Annotated in this window: 13 protein-coding genes; 2 read left to right on the top strand and 11 right to left on the bottom strand. The window is 44.3% G+C overall.

Annotated elements, in window-relative coordinates; translation table 11 throughout:
• Window positions 1–2: 2 nt before the first annotated feature.
• Window positions 3–656: an ABC transporter ATP-binding protein gene (locus KIT51_11860; GenBank protein ID UYN88576.1), complete on the bottom strand. Its 654-nt coding sequence runs from the start codon at window positions 654–656 to the stop codon at window positions 3–5.
• A gap of 70 nt (window positions 657–726) precedes the next feature.
• Between KIT51_11860 and sucC the strand changes: the two genes are divergently transcribed.
• Together sucC and KIT51_11870 are read left to right on the top strand one after the other, a co-directional pair.
• Window positions 727–1,938 carry an ADP-forming succinate--CoA ligase subunit beta gene (gene sucC, locus KIT51_11865; GenBank protein ID UYN85574.1) on the top strand — a complete coding sequence of 404 codons (1,212 nt, stop codon included), beginning with the start codon at window positions 727–729 and terminating at the stop codon, window positions 1,936–1,938.
• 64 nt (window positions 1,939–2,002) lie between these two features.
• Entirely contained in the window at window positions 2,003–2,866 is an 864-nt protein-coding gene (locus KIT51_11870) for an outer membrane beta-barrel protein (protein UYN85575.1), read from the top strand.
• Window positions 2,867–2,881: 15 nt separating this feature from the next.
• Here KIT51_11870 and KIT51_11875 read toward each other — a convergent pair whose 3' ends face one another.
• The 10 genes from KIT51_11875 to KIT51_11920 form a co-directional block, all read right to left on the bottom strand.
• The gene (locus KIT51_11875) at window positions 2,882–4,786 is read right to left on the bottom strand and encodes a polysaccharide biosynthesis protein (protein ID UYN85576.1); all 1,905 of its coding nucleotides are present in this window, start codon (window positions 4,784–4,786) and stop codon (window positions 2,882–2,884) included.
• 11 nt (window positions 4,787–4,797) lie between these two features.
• Window positions 4,798–4,992, bottom strand: coding sequence for a hypothetical protein (locus tag KIT51_11880; protein UYN85577.1), 195 nt, complete (start codon window positions 4,990–4,992; stop codon window positions 4,798–4,800).
• Window positions 4,989–9,980 (bottom strand): T9SS type A sorting domain-containing protein, encoded by a 4,992-nt coding sequence (locus tag KIT51_11885; protein ID UYN85578.1) that lies wholly within the window; start codon window positions 9,978–9,980, stop codon window positions 4,989–4,991. Before KIT51_11885 ends, KIT51_11880 begins: the two co-directional genes overlap by 4 nt.
• A gap of 100 nt (window positions 9,981–10,080) precedes the next feature.
• On the bottom strand, window positions 10,081–11,184 hold the full coding sequence (locus tag KIT51_11890; protein ID UYN85579.1) for an aminotransferase class I/II-fold pyridoxal phosphate-dependent enzyme: 1,104 nt from the start codon (window positions 11,182–11,184) through the stop codon (window positions 10,081–10,083).
• A gap of 23 nt (window positions 11,185–11,207) precedes the next feature.
• Window positions 11,208–11,603 (bottom strand): hypothetical protein, encoded by a 396-nt coding sequence (locus tag KIT51_11895; protein UYN85580.1) that lies wholly within the window; start codon window positions 11,601–11,603, stop codon window positions 11,208–11,210.
• Between the two features lie 20 nt (window positions 11,604–11,623).
• A complete protein-coding gene (xrtF, locus tag KIT51_11900; GenBank protein ID UYN85581.1) occupies window positions 11,624–12,172 on the bottom strand; it encodes an exosortase family protein XrtF in 549 nt (182 codons plus the stop codon).
• A complete protein-coding gene (locus KIT51_11905) occupies window positions 12,156–12,815 on the bottom strand; it encodes an acetyltransferase (protein UYN85582.1) in 660 nt (219 codons plus the stop codon). Before KIT51_11905 ends, xrtF begins: the two co-directional genes overlap by 17 nt.
• The gene (locus KIT51_11910; protein ID UYN85583.1) at window positions 12,812–13,390 is read right to left on the bottom strand and encodes a sugar transferase; all 579 of its coding nucleotides are present in this window, start codon (window positions 13,388–13,390) and stop codon (window positions 12,812–12,814) included. Before KIT51_11910 ends, KIT51_11905 begins: the two co-directional genes overlap by 4 nt.
• Before the next feature lie 2 nt (window positions 13,391–13,392).
• Complete coding sequence (locus KIT51_11915) at window positions 13,393–13,986, bottom strand: sugar transferase (protein ID UYN85584.1); 594 nt, start codon at window positions 13,984–13,986, stop codon at window positions 13,393–13,395.
• Window positions 13,979–15,196 carry a DegT/DnrJ/EryC1/StrS family aminotransferase gene (locus KIT51_11920; protein ID UYN88577.1) on the bottom strand — a complete coding sequence of 406 codons (1,218 nt, stop codon included), beginning with the start codon at window positions 15,194–15,196 and terminating at the stop codon, window positions 13,979–13,981. Before KIT51_11920 ends, KIT51_11915 begins: the two co-directional genes overlap by 8 nt.
• Window position 15,197: the final 1 nt, after the last annotated feature.

Here is a 15,197-nt window from a genome sequence, read left to right on the forward strand (position 1 = left end):
TCCTAAGAAACCACTACCCCGTCACGGATTTCAATAGTCCGGTCGGCCATACGCGCAAAATCTTGGTTGTGCGTAACGATAACAAATGTTTGGTTAAGCTGTTTTCGCAAAGCAAAAAACAGTTGATGTAACTCCTGGGCATTCTTTGAATCCAGGTTACCACTGGGCTCATCGGCCAATACCAGCACAGGATCGTTGATCAACGCCCTTGCAACAGCAGTCCGTTGCTGTTCCCCGCCCGATAATTCAGAAGGCTTGTGGTCAAGCCTGGAACCCAATCCAAGTAATTCCAACAATTCCTTTGCCCGATCCATTACCGCTGCTTTGCTTTTCCCCGCAATCCATCCGGGTATCATTACATTTTCAAGGGCAGAGAACTCCGGCAGTAGGTTATGGAATTGAAACACAAATCCAATCGATTTATTGCGGAACGAAGCAAGGTTCTTGGAAGAGTAACTGAATACATCAAAACCCTTGAGCATCAGTTTACCAGTATCCGGTGTATCCAGCGTGCCCGTAATATGCAGTAACGTGCTTTTGCCTGCGCCAGAAGCACCTACAATAGCAACAATCTCCCCCGCGTTTACTTCCAGGTTAATGCCCTTTAATACTTTAAGCGATCCATAGGATTTCTCGATATCAACAGCTTTAACCAATGGGGTATTCACACAGATTTCTTTGAATTAAAAGGTTAAATAAAGTAGTTTAGCCTCAAAATAAAAATTCATGAACATACACGAATACCAGGGCAAAGAAATACTTAAAAAATATGGTGTGGCTATACAGCGTGGCATAGTAGCCGATAACCCTGAGGCGGCCATTCAGGCAGCTAAGGAACTTCATGCCGAAACAGGCACACAATGGTTTGTGATCAAGTCGCAAATCCATGCCGGTGGACGTGGAAAGGGAGTGATTAAGGAAACAGGCTCAAAAGGGGTTGTTCTGGCCAAAAGTATGGCTGAGGTACCTGAAAAGGTAAAAGCTATATTGGGGGGTACCCTGGTTACCCACCAAACCGGACCTGAGGGCAAGGTTGTCAACAAAGTACTCATTGCCGAAGATGTCTACTACCCTGGCGAATCAGAGCCGAAAGAATATTATATGAGCATCCTGCTCGATCGCTCTAAGGGTATTCCGGTTATTATGGCATCGACCGAAGGGGGTGTTAACATTGAAGAAGTGGCCGAAACTCACCCGGAAAAAATCGTAAAGGAATGGATTGATCCAACCATCGGTTTACAACCCTTCCAAGCACGAAAAGTTGCATTTGCGATGGGTTGGGAAGGTAATGCCTTTAAAGAAGGCGTGAAATTTATTCAATCCCTATACAATGCCTATATGGGTTTGGATGCCTCCATGTTTGAGATAAACCCATTGCTCAAAACATCAGACAACAAAATACTGGCTGTTGACTCCAAGGTTAACCTGGATGACAATGCGCTATATCGGCATAAAGATTTGGCCGAACTGCGCGATCTTACAGAAGAAGATCCATTAGAGGTTGAAGCTGGAAAAGCCGGGCTTAACTATGTTAAACTTGACGGCAACGTTGGCTGTATGGTTAATGGCGCTGGGTTGGCCATGGCCACTATGGATATCATTAAACTCTCCGGTGGAGAGCCTGCGAACTTTCTGGATGTTGGTGGCGGGGCAAATGCCGAAACCGTTGAAGCAGGCTTCCGGATTATCCTCAAAGATCCTAATGTAAAAGCCATCCTGATCAATATTTTCGGAGGTATTGTACGTTGCGACAGGGTTGCAAACGGAGTGGTGGAAGCCTATAAGAAAATCGGTAATATCCACGTTCCAATCATTGTTCGTTTGCAAGGCACAAATGCTGAAGAAGGGGCTAAAATCATTGAACAATCCGGATTAAAGGTATATTCAGCCATAGTGTTGAAGGATGCCGCGATGAAGGTTAAAGAGGTTTTGGCTTGATCGCAAAGCCCATTTTTAAAAAAGGGTTAAAAACCCTATTTTAGTAGCTCATAATTCTTTTGCTATGAGGATTTTACGTCTGCTGTTGGTTGTAGCCTTATTTTTACCCGAGTGGGCAGGTGCCCAAAGCTTCTATGCGGTAAGGCGGGAACGCTCCATTATAGGTTCTGTGGGTATTGGAACTGCCACTTACTACGGAGAACTAGCCAACCCTGGCGATTACTTAGATGCCAAACCAGCCGTAAACATCGGGATGCAATATTTCCTCAATAACCGCATCAGTGTACGTTCTGACCTAACTTGGTTTCAAATTGAAGGAAGCGATGCCAAAGCCGATGATGCAAGCCGGGTAAGAAGAAACCTATCATTTAAGGCAAGCAATATAGAGCTGAATGCCATGGGATCTATAAACCTGGCACCACACGGGCAACGTTACTATCAGCGCCCCCGGTTGAATTTCTATGCCATGGCAGGTATCGGGATGCTGTACTCAAACCCTACCGCAGAATATCAGGGGAAAAAATATGCCCTCCAACCCCTTCAAACAGAAGGTGTAAAATACAGTAGATTCAACTTTGTTATGCCCTACGGATTAGGTACGCGCATCATGCTCAATCCTTTTACCAACCTGGTCTTTGAAGGAATTATGCGAACAACTTTCACCGATTACCTCGATGACGTTAGTACCGTACACTTAGGTTCAGCAGCCTTTACCGATCCGATTGCCGGGGCACTTTCTGACAGAAGACCTGAGTTGGGGCTCTCAGAAGTGGCGCCAGGGACACAACGCGGTAACCCCGACAAAAATGATAGCTACATGATTCTTCAGGCGAAATTGGAATTCTACATTCCCGATGACGTTTTTTGGAACTCCAACAACAAGCTATACCGGTCAAAGCGTAAGGCTTACTACAAGAGAAGGCGCTAAGCTGATTGTTTGAAATTATTTCTTCCGATCCAGCACTTCGTAACGCGAATAGTTGCTCTTAAACTCCGGAACGAGTTCTTTCATTAAGGCAACCATTTTAAGTTCATTCCTATCGTTTAGTAAGTCCCAAAATAATTCAACATAGTTGTTGATTTCGGTAAAAGCATATTCTGAAACTTTTGCTTTCATTATTTTAGGATGATGGGTAGCCAAGGTATTTTCTTTATCCCCCAATAATTCTTCATATAGCTTTTCTCCCTCGCGCAAACCTGTAAATACAATCTCAATATCCTTCCCCGGTTCCAGTCCTGAAAGCTGGATCATTTTCTTGGCCAAATCCAATATTTTGATGGACTCACCCATATCAAAAATAAAAATCTCCCCACCTTTACCCATTGCCCCAGCCTCCAAAACAAGTTGGCACGCTTCAGCTATCGTCATAAAATAGCGTGTAATCTCAGGATGTGTGACGGTTACCGGCCCACCCTCCTGTATTTGTTTTTTAAACAAGGGAATAACTGAACCATTTGATCCCAATACATTACCAAAACGAGTGGTTACAAAAAGCGTGTGCCTTCCACCGGTATTCCCAAGATGATTATTGAGTGACTGCACGTAAATCTCGGCAATACGTTTGGAGCAGCCCATAACATTGGTAGGGTTAACCGCCTTATCGGTTGAAATCATCACAAACTTCTCGGCCTTCACTTTAACAGCAATATCGGCCAGGTTTTTAGTGCCCAGAATATTGCACAGTACTGCTTCAGAAGGATTTCCTTCCATTACCGGAACATGCTTGTATGCAGCAGCATGGAATACAATATGAGGCTTATGTTCTTCGAATATAGCATCAATACGCTCATGATTGGTTATATCTGCCAGGTAAGGAAAAATAGCAACCGCAGAAGCAACCACATTCAAATCGCGTTCAAGCTCATACAAAGCTGATTCATTTTGATCGATCAACACTACCTTTATCGGGCGGTAATTAACAATTTGAAATACTATCTCACGGCCAATTGATCCTGCTGCACCGGTCACCAGAATTACCTTTCCGGACAGTTCACGGTTAATGTGCTCATTCGATAATCGGATTGCATCACGGCCAAGAAGGTCTTCGATATTGATATCTTTAATTTGATTAAGGCTTAATTCTCCCCTAACCCATCGTTCAATTGGGGGTATCGTACGAACCTTTACCTGATGACGTAAGCAAGAGTCTACAATTTCAGATTTACGGTCAAAAGGCAGGTCTTTAACGGTAATCACCAATTCATCCACGTTAAGGGATATTAAAAGATCCTCAATATTCGCTTTTGATCGATTGAAATAAATAGCTGACCCCGCCAGGGCTTTACCGGCTTTATTGGTATCATCTTCCAGAAAACCCACCACGCGTAAATTAGATGAAGCTTCGATTACCTGTTTTGTAATCATCCCCGATTGCCCGGCACCATAAATCAAAACGTTACTTCGCTTAGATAAAGCATTCCTGTAATAGGAAAAAAAGTATTTGACCAACAGCCGGTAATTAAACAAGAACAAAAAAGAAGATAAAAAGCTGATAAAAATTACCGAATAGGGTATCAGGTTGTGTTGCACATTGTAATGAAAGGCCAGATTAGTAAAGCAAACCAACGCCACATTGATCAGGAGCATATAAAAAATTCGCACCCCGTCTTGGATACCCGTGTACCGGATTATCCCCCGGTAACTTCCTGTAATAAAAATTGCAGCCGCACCGCTTATTGTATAAACGGCAATACCAATTTCAAAGTCATTCCTTACTAAATCAGCTGTAGAAAAATTAAAACGAAGCAGGTAAGCCAGTAAGGTAGAGAAGGCAAGTATCACCAGGTCTATGCAGATAATGACCCAGCGCGGTAATATCTTTAGGTTATGAATGAGTCTGGAGAACACAGGCCGTGCGCTTATTCCTTGTTTTTGCCTCGCCCCATAAACCGCTTGATGCCCAGCGCAGCACCGGCTGCAAGCAACCACTCAATACCGGTAATGGGTACGTCAGGATCACAAGGGGGACCTCCCGGGCAAGGGTCACCGGGTTGAGCCCAGGCAAGTGATGAAAGGAAAACAAAAATAAATGTGATTAAAACGCGGGTCTTCATTTGCTGGTCTTAATGATTTTTACTTGATGAATCAAATCACCTTTCAGTATATGCAATATATAAATTCCATCAGAACCGGAAGTAAGGTCTAATTCACCTGACTTTGTTACTCCCGAGCCCCGCAAAGCAACATCCACCTTTTCCTTACCGGAAACATCAAAAACCTTCACGTTAACCGGCCTATCGGAGTCAACTTCAAGATAAACTTTACCAAAAGTAGGGTTCGGGAAAATGCGGATTGTACGGTCATGGGTTGTTTCAACGGCCGTAAATATAAATTGAACATCATCCTCCGTTATACAACCACCGGTGGTGGTTACTTGTACGGCATACAATCCGGATTCTTCAGCCTGATAAAATTGCTCCGTGGCACCCGCAACAATACTGCCGTTAAATAACCATTGATTACCCGTTGCATAATTTGAAGCAAGTGTGTTTCCTATTTGGCTGATCTCAGCTATCTCGTACTGATGGATTGTAGCCTGTACAGCCACACGTTCACCTTCACAACCAATACTATTTTCTACAGAAGCGTAATAGGTTTTTGTTCCTGTTAATGCAGGCGTAGTAAACGCTACACCATAACCTACCGGTTCTGTTGATGAAAAATTATCGTACCACAAAACATTGCCGACTGTATTGGCAACCGACAATTCAACGGTACCGGAAAGACAACGTTCAGCACCCTGTGCATCAATAACCTGATAAGTCTCGTGCACAGTTACCGGTACTATCTTTTTTATACTGCAACCCGGTATATATCCCCTCACTTCCAAATTCGATGTGCCTGCGGATAAAACACTGGAAGGTAAATTTATTGTAATGATCTCTCCATTTCCGGTAACCTCAGGGCTTACGCCAACCGAGCCCTTAAACACACGATACATTACATTAGGTTGTGAGTTATCAATCGCTATTTGTACTTCACTTCCCTGACAAATTTCAGCATCTGCTTCAACAACGAAATCACTCCTCACCTCTGCGCCAGTAAACCTGATTGCAAAACGGTTATTACCATAGCTTGCCGGGTTAGCCGTAACCTGGAAGGCATAGGAAGATTGCATGCGCAAGTCAATTTCGTTACCTGAGAAATTATCAACCAGGAACAATCCTATGTAGGATTCGAAAGTTTCGATAGATGAAAACTCGATTGAATAATTACCCGGTGTTACACTGGAAACATCAAGCTTAACATTTTTTGCACAGTTAAAATCCCCTAACGAATTGATGGCCAACTTTCCTACCCCTTCTACCACGGTTGACAGATTGAGTGTATTGTTTGGCAGTTTCCAGGCATCAGCATGAAAATCGAAACCATCGGTGGCATCATCGCGGAAATGGATAATAGCTTCATCACGAAGAGAGCCATTGGTTAATGCCAATTTCAGCAGATTGTACTCGGAGCGCTCCCTGAAGAATGTAGTCTGTGTTCCGGCAGCCTTTACGTTTTCATTAGTGGCCATATTTGGAGCAGCCCCAGTAGCTTGCACCCAAAATCCTTGACCCATAGCAATGTAGCGTGACCCACCGTTGAGCCCTCCTGAACCGGAAGTATAAACTGCGTATTGCCCGGTGGCGTTATTACGGGTATATATTGTTGCACTGATATTCGTACGTGTCCAGCCTGTCGCAGCATCCCAATCCATTGTTGAGGGATACGGATTACCTACAAGGTTCCAGCCATCATTGGCGGGAACACCGCTGGAGGTAAACGTAACACCATAGTTTACGTTGTCGCGATTTACCGGGCCGCGCACGTTCCAAAGTGCTGAGCCTGCCGATAAAAATGGTTCAATGTTTCCACGAACAAAAATAGCATAGCCCCTTCCCGGTGTAAGCGTTTCGGCATTGGATGTTACTGGAAAAGCTACATAGCCATCATCAATTCCACCTGTTATTACTGTCTCATCATAACGGAACATGGAGGGATTGGCGGTGCAACCTGTACAAACACTTGAACCCGTAAATGATCCCGAAACGGGTATCTCATTCTGGATATCGGCTACCGTTGCACTTTGTATAGGGCTAGAGATATACCGGTAAATACGACTGTTGGGGCCTTCCAACGACATATACCGCTGCACGGTTACATTGCCTTGTACCTGGGCAGCCGCATTGGGGAAAATAGCAATGGCTGCGTCAACGGTTGGATCATCGCTGGAGGAAATCATGGTGAATATCCTGTTGTTCGCAGCTCCGTCCGCATCAAAAGTTGCTGTTGCGGCCAAGGTTAAAACTCCCGTCATATTCTGGTTGCTTTCGATAATTACATCGGGTACCGCAGATGTATTGGACACACTGATATTGTGGAAATTTGTAACCGTTGAACCACTCACGACTTGCGGAGTAGCCGCGGTCCCCAAAAATGCTACGATTCCTGCGCCTGAATTATTGAACAAGCCATTGTTTGTAAAAGCACCGTGAATGTTAAAAGTAGAGGGAGGTGTTAATATGCCATTGATAACTACATTCTGAAAAGCGGGATTGTTCAAACCACCAATTGAAGAGTTACCATCAAACCGAACTGTACCAGTGCCACGGTTGAACGTTCCGTTATTAATAAAGTTACCGGTGAGCACCAAGGTTGAGGTTTGTGCATTTAACGTACCCGATAAATTGAGTATGTCTGTAGAAATTGTATTGGCACCGCAAGCAAAGGTTCCGCTATTAATCGATGTGGTACCTGCTACAGTTATGGATCCGCCAGCCGTTAACGTTCCGGTAAGGTTGCTGGTGAGATTTTGAATATTCCCTTGCGCTTCAACTCCTGCTGTTAAGGTAGTGCCAGAGTAAAACAGATTATAAGGGCCACCACCGGGAACAGCGCTACCGGCAGAAAACAACGCAGTATTGAAACGGGTTACATCGGCCCCGTTGCCAAACGATAACCCCGATGTATTGAGGAAATCACCATCTTGTAAGGTAAAGGTATTCTCAACCAACAAAGGAGAATTTAACGTTACCAGTGTGCCGGCTGTTGGCCGGTTGATGTAAAACGTTCCAAGCGTATTCCCCGTTGGTGAAAAAGAGAGTGTGCCTAATGTGCCCGTGTTAAGGATGTTTAAAGTTGAACTGGCATCAGCAGATAAAAGACCTGTACCGGTAAGTTGATTGCGTAGTTCAAGGGTTTGGCCTTCAAAAAACAAGGTTGTTCCGGCCCCTAAGTTCAACGCCCCGCCTGCTGTTAGGTTTGCATTCATTCGAATACGGCCTGCTGTAAGGGTAGTGCCCGTGGTTACGATCAAATCCTCATTAAAAGTTATTAGTCCACCGCCAGCACGATTAACCGTAAGCGCTTCAATAGTGGTTGCACCAGGCAATGGGAAGTCGATGCTTAAATCCCCCGTTCCATTAATTATCAGGTTAGAATTGGCCCCTGTAAATGAAATAAAATTACCACCGGTTATATCACCATTGATAATCAGGGTTGCATTAGCCGTACCACTGGATACGACAATATCGCCTCCGTCCAAAAGTATGTTTCCACCAACTGTAATTGTTCGGGCTGTTCCAACCGTTGTAAACAGAACATTACCACCAGACAAGTTTAAATTTCCGCCAACATCTAATCCGTCTAATTCAACCGTAAGGTTTCCGGTTTGTACCTCCAGGTTACCACCAATGGTAACGGTGGCCGCAGATGTGTTATTTAACGATACACCTGCCGGATTGTTAATAACGGTTAACGTGCCCGTGGCATTCGGCTGGCCATTACCAATAAACTGCGGGCCTGTGCCGCCATAAATGATAACCGCTCCGGGATTATATGTTCTATTGGTAACCCTCACATTTCCAACGCCCGTTCCAGCTCCTGTGAATATCGCACCCGTACCATTTTCAGATTGAACAACCAGCGTTCCGTTCACTGTCAAAGAGCTATTGGCATTTCCGCGCAATTGAGACTCACCCAATACAAATAGGGTATTAGAGGCAGGGATACTATAATTAATTGTATTGGAGATTAACCCTGCATTGTTGAACAAGTGGGTAATATCAGTACCAGAAAAAACAATGTTTCCATTTGCGGAGCCTCCACCACTTTCCGTAACCGTACCATTTTGCAAATCGAAGTTGCCGGAAATATCAAGTGTACCTGTACCATTGGCACCACCCGCAAAGTTAAACTGCCCACCCGGTGCATTCATCGTAAAATCACCTGAAAGGTTTATGGTAGTCGTGCCTGTTGTTGTTAAACGTGTGCCTCCTCCTGTTGCGTTGGTAGAATTGTAAATCAGATTACCACCAATATTAACAATTGTATTTGTGCCCGTTGTAGAGAAATCAACCCGGGCGGCTCCATCAATAGTTAAGTTACCCGCAATGTTGATCGTAGGATTCTGATTTACCGATAATCTTAGGATTTGACTTCCTGTGCTGAGTACATCAACGTTATTCATCGAAACCAAAAATCCCGCCAGGGTTGCAACACCTGATTGTGCCGGGCAATTCCAAGTAAAGTTTCCAAAATCCTGCCCCCAATTGCCAGCAGCAGTCGCTGTAAACGCACTTGTATAACCTTCGATAACCACTTCCGAATCTGCGTCCCAAGTTGCCAAGGGAATCACGCCTTGTGTGGTGGTAAATTGATGCCTGTAAATAGAACCTGCAAGGAATGATGTGTTGGCAGATGTCATTCCGGCATGGGTTGATCCGTTGGCCAAAACAAATTGACCTTCAACAATCAAGTTACCATTTACAGTAATATCTGTACCTGCACCGTTATTGATCGTTAATACTGCACCAGGATCAACGTAAAGCGTTGCACCTACCTGAACAATGGTTTGATCAATCGTGAAATTTGCATTAACATTTATTTGATCGCCCGCAAGAATGGTTATTGTGCCAAACGTAAAATCAGGCACTACGCCTCCCTGCCAACTGGCTGGATTGTTCCAGTTGCCACCCCCGGTTCCATTAGACTGGACCTGGGCGTGAACGGTAAAAATGAGAGAGGCAAAACATAAAACAACAAACAACGATCTAATCATGGTACTTCTCTTCAGATATTAGCAACAAAAGTAATCAAATTACCCCGATTTAAAGGCATTTAATATACTAAATGCCCAGCGTTGCACCCAATGTAACCCCTTAAATCTCAGCTTTAACCAAAGCCAAAACAGTCTCCAATTCTTCTGGGGTAAGCAATTCTCCGCTGGGCAGGCAAATGCCTCTATTGAATTGGTCTTCCGCAACGCCCTGGCTTACCACATGTACCCTCTGAAATATTGGTTGTTGGTGCATTGGCCTCCATAAGGGCCGTGTTTCAATGCCAGCAGCGTGCATGGCAGCAGTAACTCTTTGTTTGGTTGCCCTATCAGGAAATAAAAAAGCAGAAAACCAACGGTTTGAGTACGCTCCCGGTAGCTCGGATTGAGAAAGTAGACCTATTGGCTGCAGTGCCGCATTGTAGCTGGCGAAATTCGATCGTCTTTTATCTACATTACGCTGTAAATCAGGCATTTGTGATATGCCTGCTGCCGCACATAAGGGACTCATCGCGTAATTGTAGCCAATCTCCCGGTGCTCATAATAGGACAGGTCTTCGCGGGCCTGATTAGCCCAAAACCGCACTTTTGAAGCCAATTCCTGGTTTTTTGTTACCATTACCCCACCGCCATAGGTGGTTACCAGCTTGTTGTTATTGAATGAATAAATACCGACATCACCAAAGGTGCCCACCATTTTCCCCTTGTACGTTGAGCCGAGGGATTCTGCAGCATCTTCAATCAGATATAATTTTTCCTGTTTGGCAATCTCCAGCAACCTATCCAATTGGCACGGCATGCCATAGGTATGAACCACTACCATAGCTTTAGGTTTTTTCCCTTCAGCGTTAAGTCTTAAAATAGCAGCCTCCACTAAGTTTGGGTCCATATTCCAGGTGATTTGCTCCGAGTCAATCAGGACCGGGTTAGCGCCTAAATAACGTATAGGATTTATCGTGGCCACATAGGTAAACGTGGGTGCCAGAACATAATCGCCAGCACCAATGCCAAGAACTTTAAGTGCCAGGTGAATGGCTGCCGTACCAGAATTGAGTGCCACCGCAAATGACGAACCGGTAACCGAACACATTGCCGATTCAAAATCCGTTATGAGCTGATTGTGATGAACCCCCTGATAGCGGTTTAAGACTTCCGTCAACCGCGGAACGTTGATCGGATTATACGAAAGGGGAATGGAATAGCGCATGCCTTGCTTTAACAAGGCGAAAGTTAAGCATTTTTGGTACGGATGCGCTGGTAGATAAAACCCGCCATTAATAAAAACATCAGTAGCGGATTTACGATAAGGCGATGAACCTGCGAAAGCAGCGGGGAAGAAATTTCAGAGTCGCCTTCCAGGGAAAGTTTGACGTATAAGTAAAACGGTAACAGAAAAAATAATTCAACCAGGAACAGATAAAATGCAAGAGTCAAGTATTTGCGTTGCCTGAATAAAACGAAGATCAAAAGCATGCAGGCGGTGTCGTTAAGTACAAGGCGTATGGTTTTATTAACCACAAAAACAGTAGTGGGGTTTTCAATTTGAAAGTCTAGTGTTGAACCGATCAACTGCGCATAATTAAACCTTTGAAAAATGAATACAACCACCAGGATGAGTAAAGCCATAGAAATCAAGAGAACGTTTCTCATTGTCCTGCAGAAGACAAGGCTTTACGAATGGAAACCCTATTGATCTTCTCAATCCACCACCACCATAATACAAACACAATCAGGTAAATAGATGCTGTAAAAGCATACTTGTGCACATAATAAAAGTACTGTTGAAAGTATTCAGCTACCAGGTATAATCCACTTACGCGTGCCAGATTAGCGATGTGAATAATCAATAGGCCCAACGGAATAAACCACAGCATTTTCTTCCAATTACCATTAAACGCCACCATGAAAGCAACAAATACAATGGCTACATTAATACCATTACATCCTTCAAAAACATTAACTACAATACGCGATCCATTAAAAATTGAGATTGTAGGTGTATTTACCTTCGGTTTCGCATACGTATCCTCTCCCAACCAATTCAACACCATGGATGATTGATTGGTTACCCACACCGTTGCCGGATCGGCCCTATCGTATGTGGATATCCACCAACCATAGAACAGATTCAACGCCAGGTAAACCCCTACGAAAATCCCAAGAAATTTCAGCGCTGGTTTAAATTCCCTGATCATTTTTTCTGATGGGTCGTGCCGGAACACCGGCTACAGTTCTTCCAATTTCCACCGAACGGTTTACAACTGCCCCGGCACCAATAACGGCCTGGTTAGCGATGCAAACATTTTGCAACACAGAAGCACCGGTACCTATTAATACCTCCTCGCCCACCTGAACGTAGCCCGACAAGTGAACACCAGGCATCACAGAAGTATACGAACCGATAGACACATCGTGCCCGATGGTTGTGTTGAGGTTGAGCAAGACAAAATCGTTAAGCGTGATGTCAATCGTTAGCCGGCAACCGGCAGTGATGATGCACCCTGCACCTGCCTTAATATTTTCACCTATGGTGGCAACAGGATGGATCAGATTTGGATAATTCACCAGTGGGTTTTTGATCCGATCAACAATCATTTTCCGGGTCCTTGGATCTCCTACCGCAATCACTACCGACAATTCCTGTTCATGGTTATTTAAATCATCAATGCCACCCAACACGGGCAAGCCTGTTACCGGTGAATTCCTTTGCACCTTATCGTCAAAAAATCCAATAACCTGCCAGTACATTTTTATGGCATTGATTTGGTTAATCATGACCAGGGTTTCTTTTCCAAAGCCACCGGCACCTACAATTGCTATTTTTTTTAATTCACTCACTTGTTCAATCCCCTTTCATCCAAAGATACATCGCGTTTGAAAGACAATATTAAAGCTACCGTTTTAAAAAGTATCTGAATATCCAGTAGAAAAGAAACTTGCTGAATATACGCGAGGTCATACTCAAATTTCTTTTCCCAAGGCAGGCTGTTTTTTCCATTTACCTGGGCCAGGCCTGTAATACCCGGTAACACCCGATGGCGCTGCTGCTGTTCTGCTGACAATAAAGGTGCATACGTTACAGGCAGTGGCCGTGGACCGATGAGCGACATCTCGCCTTTCAGCACATTCCAAAGCTGGGGTAGCTCATCAAGGTTTGTGGTTCGTAAAAATTTCCCGAGCCAAAACTGACGGTCTTTCAAAGGAAGTTGCTCGTTTGCTTTTAGCGTCCGGAATTTGAACATCCTAAACGGAACACCTTCTCTGCCGATCCGTTGGGATTGATACAGGAAAGGAAATTCAAGCGATATCGCATACAATAAAAAGATCAAGAGTATGAGCCAACTTGTACACACTACAAACAATACAGCGATGATCTTATCAACTACCAGCTTACCCGACTGACGATAGGTCATCTTTAACCTTTAAAGATTAACACGATGGTCTGAAAAATAATCCGGACGTCCAACAAGAAAGACTGTTCGAGAATGTATTTCTTATTGAGTTCGAGTTTCACGGGCATAATCTCACGTATATAATATTCAATCGGCTCTTCCTTGCCTTCAAGCAACTTATTCTCATTCCGAAATTGAATGGATGCATAGTCGGTTATGCCTGGTTTTACAGAAATCACCTGCCGTTGATCCGATGAATATAGATCCACAAATTTCTTCAGTTCAGGTCTCGGGCCCACCAGGCTCATCTCGCCTTTCCAAACATTTATCAGTTGGGGCAACTCATCCAGCTTGAATTTCCGAAGCCAATACCCAACCGTTGTTATGCGGGAGTCGCGCTCGCCAATGGTTATTGCTGCGGCTTTATCAGAACCTGTGCGCATAGTCCTGAACTTGAATAACCTGAAAATAGTGCCTCCCCTTCCGACCCTTTCCTGTAAATAAAAGACAGGACCTTGCGAGTCGAACTTGATAATGATACCGATAAGTAAAAAAATAGGAGCCAGTATGATCAGCCCCACAGTCGAGACAACTAAATCAAACAGTCGCTTACGCATGGTCATTTAATTGCCCGTAGGCCTGAACAACAGCCTGCACGATATAGTTGATTTTATTCTGATCAAGTTCAGGATAAATTGGCAGGGAAATTTCTCTTGAATAACAATCGTACGCCACCGGATAATCCTGAATTTTATAGCCGCGTTCCCCAAATACAGTAAGCAATGGCAACGGCTGAAAATGCACATTGACCGAAACACCCGTTTCGGAAATTTTTTCAATCATCTGATCGCGCTGATTTTCAGTTATGCCGCGAATGCGCAGGGGATACACATGATAAGACGATTCACGGTTACTATCTTTTAACGGAGGAAGTTCAGCCCAGGCGTATTGTGAAAATGCTTTTGAATAAGCATCAGCTACACGCTTTCGCTCCGTAAGCAAATGGCTCTTATATTTCCGTAACTGCGCAAGACCAATGGCCGCACAAACATCGGGCATATTCATTTTAAAGCCCGGATATACAATATCATACTTCCATCCTGCCCCGTTGGTTTTAGCCAACGCATCTTTTGTTTGTCCGTTTAACGACCATAGCTTAAGCGTTCGGTAAATCGTTTCGCGGTCAAAATCATTTTCAGGAAGATTAATACACATCGCTCCACCTTCCGCTGTGGTTACATTCTTAACGGCATGAAAAGAGAACACAGAAAAATCGCCCCAAGTACCAATGGGCCTATTTGAATACTTTGCACCCAATGAATGGGCTGCATCGCTCAGCACCATAATGCGACCCAATTTGCGTTGATTTTCAGTTTGTGGGTTAAACTTTGCCTTAACCTCACCTGCATTGACCAAATCGAACAACTTTTTATAATTACACGGCCAACCGGCAATATCCACGGGAATAATGGCCTTGGTGCGTGAGGTGATTTTTTCGGCAACCCGATCAATATCTATATTAAAATCAGGGCCGCTGTCCACCATCACAGGAGTTGCGCCCAGGTGGATAACAACCAAGGCTGTGGCAGCGTACGTGTAGGCTGGGATAATTACCTCATCTCCTCGGGTTATTCCATACCAGTGTAACAACAACATTAAACCCGATGTAGCCGAGTTGCAGCACGCCACGTGCGTTAAACCGGTTTGTTCAGCCACGAGTTTTTCAAGTGCTAATACCTTCGGGCCGGAGGTAATCCATCCCGATTGGAGTGCGTCCAGCACTTCGCGTTTTACATCTTCGTCTATATAAGGTGGTGAGAATGGGATT

The sequence above is a fragment of the Cyclobacteriaceae bacterium genome, assembly GCA_025808415.1.
Classification (GTDB): Bacteria; Bacteroidota; Bacteroidia; order Cytophagales; family Cyclobacteriaceae; genus UBA2336.

Excerpts from the sequence above, each read along its gene's own strand:
- sucC (UYN85574.1), top strand. The coding sequence starts at position 727 with ATGAACATACACGAATACCAGGGCAAAGAAATACTTAAAAAATATGGT.
- KIT51_11870 (UYN85575.1), top strand. The coding sequence starts at position 2,003 with ATGAGGATTTTACGTCTGCTGTTGGTTGTAGCCTTATTTTTACCCGAG.
- KIT51_11880 (UYN85577.1), bottom strand. The coding sequence starts at position 4,992 with ATGAAGACCCGCGTTTTAATCACATTTATTTTTGTTTTCCTTTCATCA.
- KIT51_11885 (UYN85578.1), bottom strand. The coding sequence starts at position 9,980 with ATGATTAGATCGTTGTTTGTTGTTTTATGTTTTGCCTCTCTCATTTTT.
- KIT51_11890 (UYN85579.1), bottom strand. The coding sequence starts at position 11,184 with ATGCGCTATTCCATTCCCCTTTCGTATAATCCGATCAACGTTCCGCGG.
- KIT51_11895 (UYN85580.1), bottom strand. The coding sequence starts at position 11,603 with ATGGCTTTACTCATCCTGGTGGTTGTATTCATTTTTCAAAGGTTTAAT.
- xrtF (UYN85581.1), bottom strand. The coding sequence starts at position 12,172 with ATGATCAGGGAATTTAAACCAGCGCTGAAATTTCTTGGGATTTTCGTA.
- KIT51_11910 (UYN85583.1), bottom strand. The coding sequence starts at position 13,390 with ATGACCTATCGTCAGTCGGGTAAGCTGGTAGTTGATAAGATCATCGCT.
- KIT51_11915 (UYN85584.1), bottom strand. The coding sequence starts at position 13,986 with ATGCGTAAGCGACTGTTTGATTTAGTTGTCTCGACTGTGGGGCTGATC.